The organism is Winogradskyella pelagia (assembly GCF_017581965.1).
Classification (GTDB): Bacteria; Bacteroidota; Bacteroidia; order Flavobacteriales; family Flavobacteriaceae; genus Winogradskyella; species Winogradskyella pelagia.
The window spans coordinates 486662-505982 of the sequence record NZ_JAGEVF010000001.1 but is presented as its reverse complement, the minus strand read 5'-3'; the positions used below and the strand labels follow the sequence as shown (position 1 = coordinate 505982).

Annotated in this window: 14 protein-coding genes and 1 tRNA gene; 2 read left to right on the top strand and 13 right to left on the bottom strand. The window is 37.0% G+C overall.

Annotated elements, in window-relative coordinates; genetic code table 11:
• Positions 1-35: 35 nt before the first annotated feature.
• The 9 genes from ruvB to J4050_RS02205 all read right to left on the bottom strand — a co-directional run bounded on the left by ruvB (position 36) and on the right by J4050_RS02205 (position 12825).
• Positions 36-1058, bottom strand: coding sequence for a Holliday junction branch migration DNA helicase RuvB (ruvB, locus tag J4050_RS02245; protein ID WP_208152304.1), 1023 nt, complete (start codon positions 1056-1058; stop codon positions 36-38).
• Positions 1059-1190: 132 nt separating this feature from the next.
• Positions 1191-2987 carry a cytochrome c oxidase subunit I gene (locus tag J4050_RS02240; protein WP_208152303.1) on the bottom strand — a complete coding sequence of 599 codons (1797 nt, stop codon included), beginning with the start codon at positions 2985-2987 and terminating at the stop codon, positions 1191-1193.
• Positions 2988-3019: 32 nt separating this feature from the next.
• Entirely contained in the window at positions 3020-4081 is a 1062-nt protein-coding gene (locus J4050_RS02235) for a cytochrome c oxidase subunit II (protein ID WP_208152302.1), read from the bottom strand.
• A gap of 27 nt (positions 4082-4108) precedes the next feature.
• Positions 4109-5470, bottom strand: coding sequence for a quinol:cytochrome C oxidoreductase (locus J4050_RS02230; RefSeq protein WP_208152301.1), 1362 nt, complete (start codon positions 5468-5470; stop codon positions 4109-4111).
• Positions 5471-5492: 22 nt separating this feature from the next.
• Positions 5493-6053: a c-type cytochrome gene (locus J4050_RS02225; RefSeq protein ID WP_208152300.1), complete on the bottom strand. Its 561-nt coding sequence runs from the start codon at positions 6051-6053 to the stop codon at positions 5493-5495.
• Between the two features lies 1 nt (position 6054).
• Positions 6055-6597 (bottom strand): DUF3341 domain-containing protein, encoded by a 543-nt coding sequence (locus tag J4050_RS02220; protein WP_208152299.1) that lies wholly within the window; start codon positions 6595-6597, stop codon positions 6055-6057.
• 8 nt (positions 6598-6605) lie between these two features.
• The gene (locus J4050_RS02215) at positions 6606-8336 is read right to left on the bottom strand and encodes a helix-hairpin-helix domain-containing protein (RefSeq protein WP_208152298.1); all 1731 of its coding nucleotides are present in this window, start codon (positions 8334-8336) and stop codon (positions 6606-6608) included.
• Positions 8337-8363: 27 nt separating this feature from the next.
• Positions 8364-11477: a TAT-variant-translocated molybdopterin oxidoreductase gene (locus J4050_RS02210; RefSeq protein WP_208152297.1), complete on the bottom strand. Its 3114-nt coding sequence runs from the start codon at positions 11475-11477 to the stop codon at positions 8364-8366.
• Between the two features lie 28 nt (positions 11478-11505).
• Entirely contained in the window at positions 11506-12825 is a 1320-nt protein-coding gene (locus J4050_RS02205) for a c-type cytochrome (RefSeq protein WP_208152296.1), read from the bottom strand.
• A 297-nt stretch (positions 12826-13122) separates the two neighbouring features.
• Between J4050_RS02205 and J4050_RS02200 the strand changes: the two genes are divergently transcribed.
• On the top strand, positions 13123-13524 hold the full coding sequence (locus J4050_RS02200) for an SPOR domain-containing protein (protein WP_208152295.1): 402 nt from the start codon (positions 13123-13125) through the stop codon (positions 13522-13524).
• Between the two features lie 32 nt (positions 13525-13556).
• Here J4050_RS02200 and infB read toward each other — a convergent pair whose 3' ends face one another.
• From infB to rimP, 3 genes are all read right to left on the bottom strand, one after another.
• Positions 13557-16217: a translation initiation factor IF-2 gene (gene infB, locus J4050_RS02195; RefSeq protein WP_208152294.1), complete on the bottom strand. Its 2661-nt coding sequence runs from the start codon at positions 16215-16217 to the stop codon at positions 13557-13559.
• 72 nt (positions 16218-16289) lie between these two features.
• Complete coding sequence (gene nusA, locus J4050_RS02190; protein ID WP_208152293.1) at positions 16290-17522, bottom strand: transcription termination factor NusA; 1233 nt, start codon at positions 17520-17522, stop codon at positions 16290-16292.
• A gap of 12 nt (positions 17523-17534) precedes the next feature.
• Positions 17535-17996 carry a ribosome assembly cofactor RimP gene (gene rimP, locus J4050_RS02185; RefSeq protein ID WP_243878522.1) on the bottom strand — a complete coding sequence of 154 codons (462 nt, stop codon included), beginning with the start codon at positions 17994-17996 and terminating at the stop codon, positions 17535-17537.
• A gap of 154 nt (positions 17997-18150) precedes the next feature.
• Here rimP and J4050_RS02180 point away from each other — a divergent pair, with 154 nt between their 5' ends.
• Positions 18151-18975 carry a universal stress protein gene (locus J4050_RS02180; protein WP_208152292.1) on the top strand — a complete coding sequence of 275 codons (825 nt, stop codon included), beginning with the start codon at positions 18151-18153 and terminating at the stop codon, positions 18973-18975.
• A 195-nt stretch (positions 18976-19170) separates the two neighbouring features.
• Here J4050_RS02180 and J4050_RS02175 read toward each other — a convergent pair.
• A tRNA-Gln gene (locus J4050_RS02175) sits at positions 19171-19243 on the bottom strand.
• Between the last annotated feature and the right edge of the window lie 78 nt (positions 19244-19321).

Below are 19321 nucleotides of genomic sequence, written 5' to 3'. Positions count from 1 at the left end.
AAGATTCTGAAACAAGTTCAGAATGACAAAAGGTGTCAAAATAATCCGCCTTGCGTTGGTCCTTTAATTTTTCCTAAATGCTTATAAGCCTGTTCTGTCACTTCACGGCCACGGGGTGTGCGCATGATGAAGCCTTGTTGTATCAGAAATGGTTCATAAACCTCCTCTATAGTCTCTGCACTCTCACTCACTGCTGTAGCTAAAGTGGTAATTCCGACAGGACCTCCTTTAAACTTATCTATTATTGTACTAAGAATTTTATTATCCATTTCATCTAAGCCATGTGCATCTACGTTTAGCGCCTCTAGGGCAAACCTGGCTATAGCTATATCAATATTTCCGTTGCCTTTTATCTGTGCAAAATCCCTTACGCGTCGTAACAATGCATTTGCTATACGTGGTGTTCCTCGGCTACGACCTGCTATTTCAATAGCAGCTTCCATAGATATTGGCACGTTCAGAATTGATGCACTCCGTTGGACAATGGCAGTTAACAAATCTGTTTTATAATATTGAAGACGGCTACTAATGCCAAAGCGGGCACGCATTGGTGCAGTTAATAAACCTGATCTGGTTGTCGCACCAACTAAAGTAAAAGGATTAAGATTTATTTGTACTGTCCTTGCATTTGGTCCGGACTCTATCATAATATCAATCTTATAATCTTCCATTGCCGAGTACAAATACTCCTCTACGATTGGGCTTAGGCGATGAATTTCATCAATGAAAAGCACATCACGATCTTCCAAATTAGTAAGCAATCCTGCCAAATCTCCTGGTTTATCCAATACAGGACCTGAAGTAACTTTGATACCAACATCTAACTCGTTAGCCAAAATATGTGCAAGTGTTGTTTTACCCAATCCCGGAGGTCCGTGAAACAACGTGTGATCTAAAGCTTCGTCACGTAAATTGGCAGCTTGAACAAAAACAAGGAGATTTTCTAGGACTTGATCTTGACCAGTAAAATCCTCAAACGTTAAGGGCCTTAACTTCTTTTCTACATCGAGTTCTTCTGGACTAAAATTATCGTTAGATGGATTAAGGTTTTCGTTCATATTTAGTTTTGAAGTCTGCTGAAATTACATTAAACATTTAAAGTCTATAAAACATCAGCTTTAAACAAAGATAAAGAAAAAGCCTTTCCAAAGAGGAAAGGCTTTTTTATAATTTCTAGGATGATACTCAACTTAGTGATGTAGTTCTTCCTCTCCTTCTTTTAAAGGTACATTTTGCGGTACAAAATCTTCCTCGTGCCCTGGCTTACTATAATCGTATGACCAACGGTATACATGAGGGATTGCTCCGGGCCAATTACCGTGCATATGCTTTACAGGAGCCGTCCATTCTAATGTGTTAGAACGCCATGGATTCTGTTCTGATTTTTTTCCATAAAAGATACTACTAATAAAGTTGTATAAGAATACTAACTGTACAGCACCACCAACCAAAGCAAACATTGTAATAACCATTTGGGTATTTGTTGTATCATCAAAAAGTGGGAAGTTTGAATTGGTGTAATAACGTCTTGGTAAACCTGCCATTCCTATAAAATGCATTGGGAAGAATACACCGTAGGCACATATTGCCGTAACCCAGAAATGCAAGTATCCTAAATTTTTATTCATCATTCGTCCATACATTCTTGGGAACCAATGGTAAATTCCAGCAAATACACCATATAGTGCTGAAATACCCATTACTAAATGGAAGTGCGCCACTACAAAATATGTGTCGTGAACATTGATATCTAATGCGCTATCACCTAAAATAATACCTGTTAAACCACCAGTAATAAATGTAGATACCAAACCAATTGAAAACAACATAGCTGGATTCATTTGTAGATTACCTTTCCATAAGGTGGTTATGTAATTAAATGCCTTTACTGCTGAAGGAATAGCTATTAATAAAGTGGTAAATGTAAATACCGATCCTAAGAATGGGTTCATACCAGAAATAAACATGTGGTGACCCCAAACTATAGTGGATAAAAAGGCAATAGCTAAAATTGATGCTACCATGGCGCGATAGCCAAAGATAGGTTTACGCGAATTTGTCGCAATAATTTCAGATGTTATACCTAATGCTGGCAATAACACGATATATACTTCAGGGTGACCTAAGAACCAGAATAGATGCTCAAATAATACCGGTGAACCACCTTGATAGTGTAAAACCTCTCCCTGAATAAATATATCCGATAAGAAAAATGAAGTTCCAAAACTTCTATCCATTATTAACAATAAAGCCGCAGACAACAATACCGGGAAGGAAATTACACCTATTACTGCAGTTACAAAAAATGCCCAAATTGTAAGTGGTAATCTGGTCATTGACATACCTTTGGTCCTTAAATTAATAACAGTTACGATGTAATTTAGGGATCCCAAAAGTGACGACGCAATAAATATTGCCATTGAAACTAACCAAAGTGTCATACCTAGACCCGAACCACCTTGAGCTAAAGGTAAAGCCGATAATGGTGGGTATATCGTCCAACCAGCTGCTGCCGGACCTGCCTCAACAAAAAATGAAGCAATCATGATAACACATGACACAAAGAATAACCAATATGAGACCATATTAAGAAATCCAGATGCCATATCCCTTGCACCAATTTGTAATGGAATTAAGAGGTTACTAAAGGTTCCACTTAATCCAGCTGTAAGTACAAAAAACACCATTAAGGTTCCGTGAATTGTAACTAGTGCTAAATAAATATCTGCGTCCATAACACCATCTGGTGCCCATTTGCCAAGTAGCGTGTCAAATATTACATTTGGTTGTTCTGGCCACGCTATTTGCATGCGTATCATCAAGGACATTAAAATTCCAATAACACCCATTACTAGTACACCGGTAATTAAGTACTGCTTAGCTATCATTTTATGATCTTGACTAAAGATGTACTTAGTGATAAACGTTTCTTTGTGGTGATGTACGTCGTGGTCGTCGTGAATGTGATTTTCTACTGTTGCTGACATAATCTTCTAATCTTTTTCTTTTTTACAATTTTTTATTTCAATAACGAGTTTGAAAACTTTGTTTGTTCTGCCATCCAGGCATCGAACTCTTCCTGCGTTTCCACAATTATCTTCATTTGCATATTGTAATGCGATTTTCCACAAATCTTATTACACAATAAAAGATAATCAAACTCATAAAGCAGGTCTTGCCCAGCTTCCTCAATTTGTGCTTTTCTTTCTTGTCTAAGTTCGTTAATATTTTTTACTTTTTCAACTATATCTGGGTTCAATCTCATTTCCTCTGTTGTAACAGTAGGTGTAAATGCAAATTGTGTAACCATCCCTGGGACGCAGTTCATCTGAGCCCTAAAGTGTGGCATATAAGCAGAATGCAATACATCTTGTGAACGCATCTTAAACAATACTGGTCGGCCTTTTGGCAAGTGTAGTTCTGTTACAATAACATCATCTTGAGCGTTAGGGTCATTTTCATCTACCCCAAGGATATTTGCCTTGTCTATATCAATCAATCTAACATTTGCTTTACCTAAGACATTATCATCGCCAGAGTATCTAGCCTTCCAGTTAAATTGTTGCGCATATAACTCAATGACCATAGGATCTTCTTCCTCATCGATACCCATTATGTCATTCCAAGTAAATAGACCGTATATAATTAACCCAGCAAGGACTATAACAGGAATGATTGTCCAGATAAATTCTAGGGTATTATTATCTGCATAAAATAATGCTTTTCTTCCTTTCTCGCCCTTATACTTAAATGCGAAATAGTGCAGTAAAAATTGGGTTACTATCTGAACTAAGAAAATAACAACCATAGAAATGACCATTAAATTATCTATTTCAGGACCATGGTCTGAAGCTGAATTAGCTACTAATGGTAAATCCCCTAAATACATAAAGCTGACAATTGTAATGGCATATATGAATACCAAAAAGCCTAGCATTAAGTAACCGTTTACTCTGTTGTCCTTATCATCTGCGATTTGATTATTTGATGCTCCTACTTGGGATAAATCAAAAATCTTAACCATTTGCCACATGGCAACAGCTACAAAAAGTACAATTATGATTGTTAATAAAGCAGTCATTATTTATCTATTCGTTTTTAAAAGTTTTTAATAATGGAAGTGTTTACTTTCCTTCATAAATGGGTTCCCTTTTGCTAATAGCGGTGCTTTACTCAAGGCCGCAAAGACAAAGAATACAAATAGACCACCAAACAAGAGAACAGATCCTATTTCTGGAATTCCAATAAACCATCTGTCTACCACAGTAGCAGGCATAATCATATTAAAGACGTCTATATAGTGCCCACATAATATAACAATACCAGTCATTACAACAAACCAAGGAATACGTTTGTAATCGCTATTCATTAATAATAACAATGGGAATATAAAATTCATTACTACCATACCAAAGAATGGCAATTTATAATACTCAATTCTAGTAATATAATAGGTTACCTCTTCAGGAATATTTGAATACCATATGAGCATAAACTGTGAGAACCATAAGTACGTCCAGAAAATACTAATACCGAACATAAATTTAGCCAAATCGTGTATATGACTATCATTTACAAATTCTAATAATCCCTTAGACTTTAGATATATCGCAATCAGTGCTATAACCGTTATACCACTTACAAACATACTGGCAAATACGTACCATCCAAATAAAGTACTAAACCAGTGAGGGTCAACACTCATTATCCATAACCAAGATACTATTGACTCAGTGACTATGTAGAATACTAAAAAACCAGCTGACCATCTAAAGGCCTTTTTGAAATAAGAATTATTATCTGAATTATCTTGTGCAAGAGAGAACTTACGTACTATATAGCGATAGGCACTCCACCCTAATATAAAGAACAAACTCAACCCAATAAATACGCCTTTATTCAGAAATCCTGATTTTCCTTGGATTAATTTATCGTGTGCTACCACTTCTGGATCCATCCATACAAATAAGTGCTTATTTGCAACTAGAGCTATAGCAAGAACAATAAGGGCTCCGGGTAAAACATAAGCTGTTATAGCCTCCATAACCCTAAATAGAACAGGTGACCAACCAGCTTGGGCTGCATATTGAATAGCATAGAATGCTAAAACCCCTAAAGAAATCATGAAAAAGAAAAATGCCGCCACATACAAGGCTGCATATGGTCTATTATGAATTTGGTGCAATACATGCTCTTCATGGCTCATTTCATGGCCCTCTACATGTGCTTCTTCGCCGTGGTCTCCTTCAGCAGCTGCATGACCAGTACCGTGTCCTTCTTCTGCATGAGCACTTCCGTGACCATCTGCTGAATGTTCTCCTCCATGATCCTCACTTGCAAGAAGTACTTTTACGTCCTCTACAGTTGCGTATTTATGAGAATCGTAGAAGCCATAAGCAACACCAATTAGCCCTAAGACCATACAGACTATAGCACCTATTTTTAATCGATTTGAAAATGTATATTCCATTTATATAATCTTTATCTAAATCTTATTTTTCTAATTCTGCTTTAAGTTTTTCAACATAAGCAACTACCTGCCAACGCTCTTCTTCATTAAGCTGATTTGCATAAGAACCCATTGAATTTTTACCATAATAAATGACATGGTAAATACTACCTGTAGTTATGGCTCTTCCTGCGTCTGCATAACTGGGAACACCCAATATTTTCTCTCGTTTCACAAGTTTTCCTTGGCCTGCTCCTTTTGTTCCGTGACAAATTCCACAATATACATCATACAGTTCCTTGCCTCTGTCGTAATCTATTTGAGTAGAGTCCATAGGGCTCTTTAAAGTAGCTTTTGCAGATTCGTAACCTTCATTAGTATCTTTGAATTCATAAGGCATAAATCCGCCTCGTGGTACTGTACCTTCTGCTGGAACTTGGGCCTCTACACCATTAGCAAATGCATCAGATTCTTGATATGCCTCATAGCTAATAGGCTCATACATATTAGGCATGTACTGATAGTTTCTGCTTGCATTATCCTTACAAGACGACAAGCTAATTACTATAAGCGCTAAGAGATTATATTTTAATAATGTTTTCATATTAATGTGCGTCTTCTTCGTCTTTATCAATAATATTAATTTCTACAGCTCCTGTTTCCTTTAATAAATTCGTAAGTGAATCTTCATTGTCATGCACTGCAATCTCCATCAAAAAATGGTCGTCTGTAGTTCTTGGGTCTGGATTTTCAGCTTTTTTAAACGGCCACATTCTACTTCGTAAATAAAATGTAATTACCATTAAGTGCGCTGCAAAAAATACAGTAAGCTCAAACATAATTGGAACAAACGCCGGCATGTTCTCTATGTAACTAAAGCTTGGTTTACCTCCAATATCTTGAGGCCAATCTTCAATCATAATGAAATTCATCATTAATATTGCTACAGCCAAACCAACACAACCATACATAAACGATGTTATTGCAATACGTGTTGGCGCCAATCCCATTGCCTTGTCTAGACCATGAACAGGGAATGGTGTATATATTTCTTCGATATGATGTTTCTCTGCCTTAACCTTCTTAACGGCCGACATTAAAATATCGTCATCTGTATAAATAGCATGAATTACTTTTGAAGCTTCCATAGACTATATTAGTTATTTAATAAATTTTTAGCTTGTCCAGACCAATCGTCGCGCTCAGCCCTACCTGGGAATGAACCTGTAATTGAATCTAGCAAGTCGTATTCTTTTTTAGTCATTCTGCTTACCTGAAGATAAGTGAAAATTCCTATGCTATTAAGCACCTCTTCCATTTTTGGCCCAATGCCGTTTATAACCTTTAAATCGTCAGCCGTCTGAGTTTCTGCATCAAATTTACCAATGCCCTCAAACAAGCTATTCAATTTATGCTGGTTATTATCATCTGCCTTCACATTTAATTTGGAAACCTCTAAAGGCTTAGATGTTCTTTCATCAGTACCAGTACCTACTAAACTTTCTCCGCTCTCTCTAATTCTTTTATAGCGCTCACCAGATGATTTTAATATTGTTTTTACTTCAGCTTGTGCAATTACTGGGAATGTACGAGAGTACAACAAGAATAGCACAAAGAAGAATCCTATAGTTCCTATAAATATTCCTATATCTACGAAGGTTGGTGAAAACATTGACCATGATGATGGTAAGTAATCACGGTGTAACGATGTAACGATGATTACGAAACGCTCAAACCACATACCAATATTAACAACTATAGATATAAAGAATGAGAACATAATACTAGTTCTAAGTCTTTTAAACCACATAAATTGAGGAGAGAACACATTACACGTCATCATTGACCAGTAAGCCCACCAGTAAGGTCCTGTAGCTCTGTTTAAAAACGCATATTGTTCATATTCAACACCAGAATACCAGGCAATAAAAAGCTCTGTAATATAGGCCACACCAACTATAGAACCTGTAAGCATAATTACTATGTTCATTAGTTCAATGTGTTGTACTGTAATGTAATCTTCTAAGCTACATACTTTTCTCATAATGATAAGAAGGGTATTTACCATAGCAAACCCAGAGAAAATAGCACCCGCAACAAAGTAGGGTGGGAATATTGTTGTATGCCAACCTGGAATTACAGAAGTAGCAAAATCAAAAGATACTATCGTATGTACGGAAAGTACTAATGGCGTTGCCAAACCAGCCAATACCAGCGAAACCTCTTCAAACCGTTGCCAGTCTTTTGCTCTTCCCGACCATCCAAAACTAATTAATGAGTAGATTTTCTTTTGGAAAGGCTTTACCGCTCTATCACGTATCATTGCGAAATCAGGTAATAATCCTGTCCACCAGAATACTAAGGACACGGACAGATATGTAGAAATCGCAAATACATCCCACAATAATGGAGAGTTAAAGTTTACCCACAAAGATCCAAATTGGTTTGGGATTGGGAGTACCCAATACGCTAGCCATGGACGACCCATGTGAATGATTGGAAACAGACCTGCTTGTACTACTGAGAAGATAGTCATCGCTTCTGCTGAGCGGTTAATTGCCATTCTCCATTTTTGCCTGAATAACAACAGTACTGCAGAAATCAAAGTTCCTGCGTGGCCAATTCCTACCCACCAAACAAAATTGGTAATATCCCAAGCCCAGTTTACTGTTTTATTGAGACCCCAAACTCCAATACCTGTGGAAATGGTGTAAATGATACAACCTATTCCCCAAAGAAAGGCTACCAAAGAAATACTAAAAACTATCCACCAAGCTTTGTTGGCCTTACCTTCAACTGGTCTTGCCACGTCTACAGTAACATCGTGATAGGATTTTTCTCCGGTTACTAAAGGTCTTCTAATAGGTGCTTCGTAATGAGACGCCATAATTATATAATTGAATCTTTAATTTAGTTATGCTTTTGCTGTGTTTCTCACTTTTGCTTGATAAACCACATTAGGTTTTGTACCTACGCTCTCTAATAAATGATAAGCTCTGTCATCTTCTTTCAATTCTGCAATCTTACTGCTCTCATCATTTATATCGCCAAACACCATAGCGCCATTGCCACATGCAGCAGAACAAGCTGTTTGGAATTCTCCATCTTCAACAGGACGACCAGCACGCTTCGCGTCCAATATAGTTTTTTGAGTTTTTTGGATACAGAATGAACATTTCTCCATCACACCTCTAGAACGGACAGTTACGTCAGGGTTAAGGACCATTCGTCCTAGGTCATCGTTCATATAGTAATCAAACTCATCGTTTTTATTATACAAGAACCAGTTAAATCGTCTTACTTTATAAGGACAGTTATTTGCACAATAACGCGTACCTACACAACGGTTGTAAGCCATGTGATTCTGACCTTGACGACTATGTACTGTAGCAGCAACTGGACACACTGTTTCGCAAGGTGCATGATTACAGTGCTGACACATTACCGGCTGGAAAGCGACTTGCGGATTGTCCGCTGGGCTCTCCATTTCCCCAAATTCGCTCAACGAACTGCTAAGTCCAGAGATGTTATCCTTTTTCTCATTATCACCTTCAAAAGAATCTTGAGATGAATAATATCTATCTATACGCAACCAGTGCATATCGCGGCTACGACGCATTTCTGATTTTCCAACGACTGGGACGTTATTTTCTGCATGACACGCTATAACACATGCTCCACAACCTGTACATGCATTTAAATCAATTGATAAATTGAAGTGATGACCTATTGAACGATCAAAAGAATCCCAAAGGTCTACATCTGGCGATGTAACAGGTGTTTCTATATGGTCCTTAGATACTTTTGGAATCGCATTCCAATAGTTCTTATCTTTAGTATTGAAGATTTCAAGTGTAGTTTCCTTGATAATATCCCCTCTACCCATTAAGGTATTATGAAGTTGAACGCAGGCAAATTCATGCATTCCGGATGCCTTTTCAATTGTTACATTCTGTACACTTGAAAAATTTTGATACAAAGGATAAGCATTGACACCTGTTTGCATTTCTTGTTTTAAGCCTTTGGTTTTTCCATACCCAAATGCTAATCCAACAGTTCCTTTGGCTTGGCCAGGCTGAATGATAACTGGAATATTTGATACTGTAACACCATTAACGGTAACATTAGCATAAGACCCATTAAGTCCGCCATTTGCTACGTTCTCATTGACAAAACCCATAGTGTCAGCGTCTGCTTTAGAAACTGCAAGGTAGTTATCCCAAGAGGTTCTTGTTATTGGATCAGGGAACTCTTGTAACCAAGGATTATTTGCTTGTTGACCGTCTCCCATCCCTACTTTGGGATAGAGAATCAATTCCATTCCTTTGGACTTCGCAGAAGAAGCCAACGCTCTGGCTGCATTTCCACTAGGCATTTCTATGTCATCTTCATTTCCTGAGTTATTTTCCTCTAATTTGTCATAATCGCCCATTTCATCATAGGAGGATACGAAAACACCATCTTGGACAGCTTTGTTAAAAGATGCTCCGTTTAAGATATCTTCAGACCAAATTAGCTTTATGTAGTCACGGTAGGACTGCTGGTTAGCTGTCCATCCCATTAAAACTTCTTGAAATTGCTTGGTGTCAAATAAAGGTCTTATGGTTGGTTGCATTAAGCTATAGTGCCCTTTTTTAAACTCATAGTCTCCCCAAGATTCTAAATAATGAGGTAAGGCCGCAATATATTGACACTCACTCGAGGTTTCGTCCTCTTTCATTGAGAAAGAAATTGATAACTCCGTTTTCTTTAAACCTTCTATAAAATCTGAGCTATTTGGCAAGGTATACACTGGGTTAACACCAGCCATGATAATTGCAGAAATTTTACCTGCTTTCATATCATTAACCAAACTTTTAACCGCGTTATCGTTACCTCGTCTTGTTTTTACGGTTGTTTTTGGGTCAAAAGCCTTACTTTTTAAGTATTCGTTCAACTCTAAAACTACAGTTTGTGCATTTATATCCTGAATACTAGTAACTACTACGGCATTGCTACCTGCTTTACTAATTTCAGAGGCAACACTTCTTACTGCTTTATCTAAACCTTCGGGCAAACTACCACCAACCGAATTACCAGTTACATAGCTATATAATTTTGCCAATGCCAATTTCTGTTCGGATCCAGTCATTGGAACACGCTTATCTGCGTTAGCTCCAGTTAAACTCATATTGGACTCAAACTGGATATGACGAGACATTTTTCCATTTTGCGGAATTCTATTCTTGGCATAACCTGATTCATATCCTCCGCCCTGCCAATCACCGAGAAAATCTGCTCCTACAGAGACTATGGTCATGGCTTTAGAGAAATCGTAGTTAGCCATAGCATACTCTCCATATTTAGCTTGAAAAGCTTCTAAAGTTTTAGATTCTGATATAGCGTCATACTCTACATGGCGCACATTTGTATACTCTTCCTTAAAATCTGCTATTAAATTTCGTGTAGACGGACTTGAAAAAGTCTGTGTAAGGATAGCTATCTCCTTTCCTTCTGCTTTTAACACATCTAGCTTAGATGTAGTTTCAGCCATAAATGTATCCCAAGAGATTGCTGAACCTCCTTTCGTTGGTGCCTTTACTCTTAAGTTATCGTAAAGACCTAAAATAGATGCATGCACTCTTGCATTTGCCATTCCATTAGTGGCGGCATCAGTATTGTTCTCTATTTTTATAGGTCGTCCTTCACGAGTTTTAACTAAAACACTTGCAAAGTCGTAACCATCTGCTATTGTAGTAGCATAATAATTAGCTACACCAGGTATGATTTCCTTAGGTTGTACCACATAAGGAATAGACTTAATTACAGGACCTTCACAAGCGGCTAAAGATGCCGCTGCTGTACTGAAACCTACATATTTTAAGAAATCTCTTCGCGATGTTGATGACGACTCTAAAGAATCCTTATCACCCAAAAACTCATCTGTTGGGATTTCTTCTACAAACTCATTCTGTTGAAGCGTCTCTATTAAAGAACTGTTTTCGTTTAGTTCTTCAACACTTTTCCAGTATTTCTTGTTTGATGACATATATCTATGAATTACTTCTAATTAACAATTAATAGTGACACTTACCACACTCTAAACCACCCATTTGTGCAGCGGTCAATTGGTCCACACCATATTTTTTGGACAACTCTTCATGTATCTTAGTATAATAGCCATTATCCTTCACGTTCACATTCGTCTCTCTGTGACAATTAATACACCAACCCATAGTTAATGGCGCATGCTGATACATTATTTCCATTTCTTCAACTGGTCCGTGACATGTCTGGCATTCTACACCTGCAACCGACACGTGCTGAGCATGATTAAAATAAGCCAAATCTGGTAAATTGTGAATTCTTATCCATTCTACAGGAGCTGTTTCACCTGTATAAGACTGTGTGCTTTCATCCCAGCCCACGGCTTTATATAACTTCTGAATTTCTGCATTGTAATCTACACCGTACTCATTAATACCCTCTTGTTGGGTAACTTCAGCAACTTCACCGATAGCTTTGTGACAATTCATACAGATGTTAAGTGATGGAATACCTGAATGCTTAGATACTCTTGCCGAAGAGTGACAGTATTTACAATCGATTCCATTATCACCAGCATGGATTCTATGTGAGTAATGTATTGGTTGCACAGGCTCATATCCTTGGTCAATTCCAACTTGCATTAAGTAACCGTAGACAAAATAACCACTGGATAGTAAAAAGAAAATTGACGTTACCAAAACTAAAAATTGGTTTTGTGCGAAAGCTTTCCATAAGGGTAAACGCTTCTCGCCTTCTTCAACTACTGGAATACCTTTAGCATCAGCAAAACGATTCAATGTACGTTTTACGACTATTAAAGCCATGGCCAACAAGCCAAAGAGAACAGCTAACGCTCCTAAAATAATCTCATTAGAAATGCCTCCTTGAGCACCTCCACCTTCTTGGGCAACAGCCGTATCCGCAACTACAGGTGCTGGAGGTGGTGCAGCCGTGTAGGCTAAAATATCAGTGATTTGTTGATCCGTCAATTGAGGAAAAGCATTCATTGCTACCTGATTCCATTCATTGTAAACCTTGTTTGCATAGGCATCACCAGACTTAATCAATGCAGAACTATTTCTAATCCACTTATTCAACCACTCCCTGTCTAGCCCTTCCTCGTCATAAAGACGTTGCTCAACATTGGCTAAAGCCGGACCTGTCATTGGCTTGTTTAATTTATGACAAGCAGCACAATTTGCATTAAACAACGACTTCCCGTTTACAGGGTCGCCAGCAGTTGCTGCAGTTTCGTCTTGGGCATTAAGTGAAATTGAAAACGTAAGGAAAAAAATAAAACCGAAACTAAGAATCTTAGAGGTTAAATTACGGTAGATAACGTGTTTCATATTATATGTTGAATTATCTTCTAAAGTTTGGTACGATTTTTTCAAAATATGATAAAAATCATGTTGATAAAAACTCTGGCAAAAGTAAGATATAAAGTCGATTTTCGGAATGTTAGTGAAGTGTTAATAGCTAATTTATAATTATTCTAAATAATAGCCGAACTAACTTGTTTTGCTGTACTTTCAATCTATTTTTTGGTTAAAATATATACGTTATATATCTTTATAATTAGTAATAATGTGTTGTAAGAAAGCGTTTTTAGAAATAAATATAACTTTGTCTCAAAATAATGATTAATGAAAAATATCTATAGATTTATATTAATTACAATTTGCTTTATTGGACATCCCTTATGGATGATTGCTCAAGAAGGGCAAGTTACCGTAACACAGCACCCAGACATTGATAAACTCCTAGAGTATAAGAAAGATATTTCTACTTTAAAAGTTTACAAGATACAAGTTTACCAAAGTGTTGATCCAGATAAGGCGCAAAAAGAAAAGGCAAACTTTCTGGACTTATACGATAATTTTCCTGTTGAAATAGAATGGAATACACCAAATTATAAAGTTTGGGTAGGCAATTTTGCCTCAAGGCTTGAAGCGGATCGAGCTCTTCAAAAAATAAAGAAAAATTATATGAATGCTATTATTTTTCAACCAAAAACAGACTTATTAAAAAATAAAAAAGAGCGGTAAAACCGCTCTTTTTTATTTCTATAAAATTCTATTTACTTCAGCGTTTTCTTTACTTCTACTTCTTGGAATGCTTCTATAATATCACCTTCTTTGATATCATTATAATTTTTGATTTGCATACCACAATCGTAACCTTTAGACACTTCTTTAACATCGTCTTTAAAACGTTTTAAAGAAGTCAACTCACCAGTAAAGACTACCACTCCATCTCTAATAATTCTAACTCCTGAATTTCTGTAAATTTTTCCATTGGTTACCATACATCCAGCAATTGTTCCTATTTTAGAAATCTTAAAGGTCTCTCTTATCTCAGCTGTACCAGTAATTTCTTCTTTGAGCTCTGGAGATAACATACCTTCCATTGCATCTTTAAGATCATTAATGGCATCGTAAATAATGGAATATGTTCTTATATCAATTTCTTCCTTATCAGCAATTGCTCTAGCATTACCTACAGGTCTTACATTAAATCCGACGATAATGGCATCTGATGCAGAAGCTAAAAGCACATCACTTTCGGTTATGGCTCCAACGCCTTTATGAATTATATTAACCTGTATTTCTTCTGTTGATAATTTCTGGAAGGAATCTGTTAATGCTTCAACAGAACCATCCACATCACCTTTAAGAATAATGTTCAATTCTTGGAAATCTCCTAAAGCGATACGTCTACCAATTTCATCTAAAGTAATATGACGCTGAGTTCGTACAGATTGCTCTCGTTGCAATTGGGTGCGTTTTGTAGCTATTTGCTTGGCTTCACGCTCATCTTCAAACACACTAAACTTATCACCCGCTTGAGGCGCCCCATCCAGACCTAATATAGAAACTGGTGTTGACGGACCTGCTTCTTTAACTTCGTTGCCTCGTTCATCTTGCATAGCCTTAACTTTTCCACTATGCTTGCCAGCAAGAACGTAGTCTCCTACTCTTAAAGTACCTGCTTGTACTAAAATTGTAGAAACATAACCTCTACCTTTATCTAGGTAGGCTTCAACTACAGTACCATTAGCAGGTTTATTAGGGTTAGCTTCAAGTTCTAACAACTCGGCCTCTAGCAATACTTTTTCTAGAAGTTCCTTAATGCCCGTTCCAACCTTTGCAGAAATATCATGAGATTGAATTTTTCCACCCCAATCTTCTACCAACAAATTCATATTCGCAAGGCCTTCTTTTACCTTTTCTGGATTGGCATCTGGTTTATCAATCTTATTTATTGCAAAAACTATTGGCACTCCTGCTGCCTGAGCGTGTGAAATAGCTTCTTTAGTTTGCGGCATTATCGCATCGTCTGCTGCTACAACGATAATAGCGATATCAGTAACTTGTGCCCCACGAGCACGCATTGCGGTAAAGGCCTCGTGACCAGGAGTATCTAAGAATGCTATTTTTTGGCCATTAGCCAACTCAACGCCGTAAGCACCGATATGCTGGGTAATACCACCTGATTCACCTGCTATTACATTTTCTTCTCTTATATAATCAAGCAAAGAAGTTTTACCGTGATCAACGTGACCCATTACAGTAACAATTGGTGCCCTCGGTTTTAAATCTTCAGGACTATCTTGTGCTTCTTCTATGGCTTCTTCGATGTCTGTGGTTACAAACTCAACCTCATAACCAAATTCGTCTGCAACAATAGACAGTGTCTCAGCATCTAGTCTTTGGTTCATAGTAACCATCATTCCCAATGACATACATGCAGAAATTACCTCTGTAACACCAACATTCATCATTGTGGCAACTTCACTAACCGTAACAAATTCTGTTACTTTTAGAATTTTACTCTCTGCTGCTTCAGCTTGAAGATCTTTCTCTGTCTGCTCTCTATGTTGTTCTCTTTTCTCTCTTCTATATTTAGCACCTTTTCCTTTATTGGACTTACCTTGAAGCTTTTCTAGAGTTTCACGAATTTGTTTTTGTACATCTTCTTCACTTGGTTCTTCCTTTACAACTTTAGGCCTGTTGCCAGTTTTACCACGTTGTCTGCGATTATCAAAATTCGGTTTATCACCACCTGCCTTACTTATTCTTCGTCGCTTACGTTTGTTTCCGCCCTTATCGTCTTTAGGCTTATCCTCTTTTTTCTTTTTAGGTTTATTGAATTTAGAAAGGTCTATTTTCTTCCCAGTAGTTGTAGGACCCGACAGCTTTTGATACTGTGTTTTTAATTTTGCTTCAACAGGTTCATTCGACTCAGGCTCAGAAACTTCTTCTTTTATCTTTTCCCCTTTTTTAGGAGTTACTGGAGCTTTTTTCTTTTTTTCCTTTATTTCAACTGGCTTAGTTGGCTCAGTTGGCACTTCGGCTTCAGGTTTTGGTTCTTCTTTAGGCTTGGCTTTTGGCTTGTCTAATTCTATTTTACCAACTTTCTTTGGTCCACTCAACTCTGCCTTTGCTTTAACTACGGTTTCCTGTGCAGGCTCCTTTTTCTGTTTTTCTTCAATCTCGCGCTCTCTTTGCTCTCTGAGCTTTTCTTTCTCTTTGAGTTTGGCCTCGCTCACTTCCTGGGCTTTCTCACGCTTGGTTGCATCAGTCTGAAATTCATCAGCTAATGTATCATAAACCTCCTGTGAAATTTTTGTATTTGGGCTCTTCTCAATTTCAATGCCTTTAGATTCTAAAAAATCTACTGCACGATCTAACGAGATATTCAATTCCCTTAATACTTTATTTATTCTTATTTGAGCCATAAATTGCCTGTAATATAAAACTTATAATTATTTTATCAATTCAACTTTGTGAAACATTTGAATTGATAGGTATTATTCTTCAAATTCTTCTCTCAGAATTTTTATCACCTCTGTAATAGTTTCCTCTTCTAAATCTGTACGTTTAACTAAATCCTCAATGTCTAGTTCTAATATGCTTTTAGCCGTGTCTAGGCCAACCTTACTGAACTCTTCTATAATCCACCCATCTATTTCATCGCTAAATTCCGATAGCTCTACATCCTCTTCAGCCCCTTCTCTAAATACGTCAATCTCAAATCCTGTTAATTGTCCTGCCAATCTAATGTTGTGACCTCCTCTACCGATGGCCTTAGAAACCTCTTCAGGTTTTAGCAGTACTTCGGCGCGCATATTTTCTTCATCTAATTTTAACGAAGTAACACGGGCTGGACTTAATGCTCTTGTTACAAACAACTGAATGTTATTGGTAAAGTTGATCACATCAATGTTTTCGTTTCCTAGCTCCCTAACAATACCATGAATTCTTGAGCCCTTCATCCCTACACAAGCACCCACGGGATCAATTCTATCGTCATAAGAATCTACAGCAACTTTTGCTTTTTCGCCCGGAATCCTCACTACTTTTTTAACCGTAATTAACCCGTCAAAAACTTCTGGAATCTCTTGCTCGAACAACTTCTCCAAAAATACAGGAGATGTCCTAGACATAATAATGGCCGGCTTGCTTCCTTTGAGTTCTACACTCTCAATAATACCACGGACATTTTCACCTTTTCTAAAGAAATCCGAAGGAATCTGCTTCTCTTTAGGCAAAATAATTTCATTTCCATCATCATCCAACAATATAATTGCTCTATGTCTTATGTGGTGAACTTCAGCCGTGTAAATTTCACCTTCTAATTCTTTAAACTGCTTGTAGATATTGGTGTTATCGTGCTCATGAATCTTAGCAATCAGGTTTTGTCTTAATGCTAAAATAGAACGTCGTCCCAAATCAATTAATTTCACCTCTTCTGCAACGTCTTCACCAACTTCAAAATCCGGTTCAATTTTCTGAGCTTCAGATAGTTCTATTTCTTGATTTGGCTCCTCGACTTCACCATTAGCAACAACAATTCGGTTCCTCCAGATCTCTAAATCACCTTTATCTGGATTAATGATAATGTCGAAGTTATCGTCATCACCGTATTTCTTTTTCAATGCATTACGTAACACATCTTCTAGAATCGCCATTAGCGTTACCCTATCAATTAATTTATCATCTTTAAATTCTGAAAATGACTCAATTAACGCAACATTTTCCATAATTGGTTTGAATTAAAATTTAATCTTAACTATTGCTTCCTTTATGTCTACAAATGCAATAACTTGCTCTTTGGTGACAGTAATTTTTCCTTTGCCAACTGGCTTTGGCTCTCTTGTTTTCCATGTTAAAAGAATGGTATCATCCTCAACAGATTTGAGCTGGCCCTCGAACGATTCACCTTGCTCTGTTTTTACCTGCAGGTTTCTCCCAACATGTTTTGTATATTGTCTAGGCATTTTAAGGGGAGCCGCGGCTCCTGCCGATAATACTTCAAGGGAAAAATCATGCTCATCCCTGTCTAAATTATGCTCTATAGCTCGGCTCACATACATACAATCTTCTACTAAAACACCATTGTCACCATCAATAACCACTTTAATAGAATTATCTAAAGAAATGGATAAATCTAACAGAAACAAATCACTTCGCTCCTCTAGGGCCTCATCTAATAGCTTTTGAACAATATCCTGCATTATTTTTTGATATAAAAAGAGAGGACGTCCGTCCTCTCATATATTCATTTTCTTAAATGCTGATGCAAATATACAATATAATAATAAGACAGGCAAACAGAGTAAACTAGATTTATTTTAGTAAATTTATAAGACTAACAAAAATCATTTCTGTATGAATCGCATTCTAGTCCCTACCGACTTTTCTGAGCAGGCGGAGCATGCCTTAAAGGTTGCCGCTATGCTGGCCAATAAATTTAATGCTGACATCTATTTATTGCACATGATGGAAATCCCTATGCAGCAAATAGATCCAATCAATGCACATAGCGATGTGCCGGAAGCACTATTTTTTATGAGGTTGGCACATAAAAAATTTGAAGATTTAATGGATAGCGATTATCTCAAAGGACTAACTGTACACGAAACGGTAAAAGCAGATATCACTTTTAATGAAATAAAAGAAGCTTGTAAGGAATTTGATATCGATATGATAATAATGGGCTCTCATGGAACATCTGGCTTAATGGAAATGTTTGTTGGCTCAAATGCGGAGAAGGTGGTTAGGACTTCTGATGTCCCTGTATTAGTTATTAAAAACGAACATCAATCCTTCAATATTAAGGATTTTGTTTTTGCTTCTGATTTTAAAAATGATAATAAAGCAACTTACAAACAGGCCGTTAAACTTGCTGAAGGCTTTGGCGCTAAAATTCATCTTTTAATGGTTAATACCGCGAACAAATTTATTACTACCTATGAAGCTAACGCACGAATTAAGGATTTCATCTCAGGTCAATCATTTGAAAATTATACTATTAATATACATAATGATATTACTATAGAGCAAGGTGTTTTAAATTTCTCAAAGGATATTGATGCCGATTTAATTGGTATTAGCACTCATGGCAGGCAAGGCATTGCACATTTTTTAAATGGAAGTATTAGCGAAGATTTGGTAAATCACGCAAAAAGACCTGTAATTACATTTAAGATTTAAAATTAATTATTTTGATAAACAACGTCGTCATTAAGCTACAAAAGGCAATAAAATAATTACTCACTAGGCTTTACCTCAACGTGTTTTTGAACTATGTATTGTTGATGCATCCAGCACAGTACTAACTTCTATAAAAACCTAGGTATACGAAATGAAAAATCCTTGCCCAAAACAATGAACAAGGATTATTTTTTGTTGGCCCACTAGGGCTCGAACCTAGACTCTTCTGGACCAAAACCAGACGTGTTGCCAGTTACACCATGGGCCAATCTCTCAAAAGAGGTTGCAAATTTATAATAAACTTTTTCTCGAACAAAAATTTTCTTTAAAAATAACCTAATTTACT

Coding starts and splice junctions, on each gene's coding strand:
- J4050_RS02220 (WP_208152299.1), bottom strand. CDS start 6,597: ATGGAAGCTTCAAAAGTAATTCATGCTATTTATACAGATGACGATATT.
- J4050_RS02230 (WP_208152301.1), bottom strand. CDS start 5,470: ATGGAATATACATTTTCAAATCGATTAAAAATAGGTGCTATAGTCTGT.
- J4050_RS02215 (WP_208152298.1), bottom strand. CDS start 8,336: ATGGCGTCTCATTACGAAGCACCTATTAGAAGACCTTTAGTAACCGGA.
- J4050_RS02225 (WP_208152300.1), bottom strand. CDS start 6,053: ATGAAAACATTATTAAAATATAATCTCTTAGCGCTTATAGTAATTAGC.
- ruvB (WP_208152304.1), bottom strand. CDS start 1,058: ATGAACGAAAACCTTAATCCATCTAACGATAATTTTAGTCCAGAAGAA.
- J4050_RS02235 (WP_208152302.1), bottom strand. CDS start 4,081: ATGACTGCTTTATTAACAATCATAATTGTACTTTTTGTAGCTGTTGCC.
- infB (WP_208152294.1), bottom strand. CDS start 16,217: ATGGCTCAAATAAGAATAAATAAAGTATTAAGGGAATTGAATATCTCG.
- J4050_RS02200 (WP_208152295.1), top strand. CDS start 13,123: ATGAAAAATATCTATAGATTTATATTAATTACAATTTGCTTTATTGGA.
- rimP (WP_243878522.1), bottom strand. CDS start 17,996: ATGCAGGATATTGTTCAAAAGCTATTAGATGAGGCCCTAGAGGAGCGA.
- J4050_RS02205 (WP_208152296.1), bottom strand. CDS start 12,825: ATGAAACACGTTATCTACCGTAATTTAACCTCTAAGATTCTTAGTTTC.
- J4050_RS02210 (WP_208152297.1), bottom strand. CDS start 11,477: ATGTCATCAAACAAGAAATACTGGAAAAGTGTTGAAGAACTAAACGAA.
- nusA (WP_208152293.1), bottom strand. CDS start 17,522: ATGGAAAATGTTGCGTTAATTGAGTCATTTTCAGAATTTAAAGATGAT.
- J4050_RS02240 (WP_208152303.1), bottom strand. CDS start 2,987: ATGTCAGCAACAGTAGAAAATCACATTCACGACGACCACGACGTACAT.
- J4050_RS02180 (WP_208152292.1), top strand. CDS start 18,151: ATGAATCGCATTCTAGTCCCTACCGACTTTTCTGAGCAGGCGGAGCAT.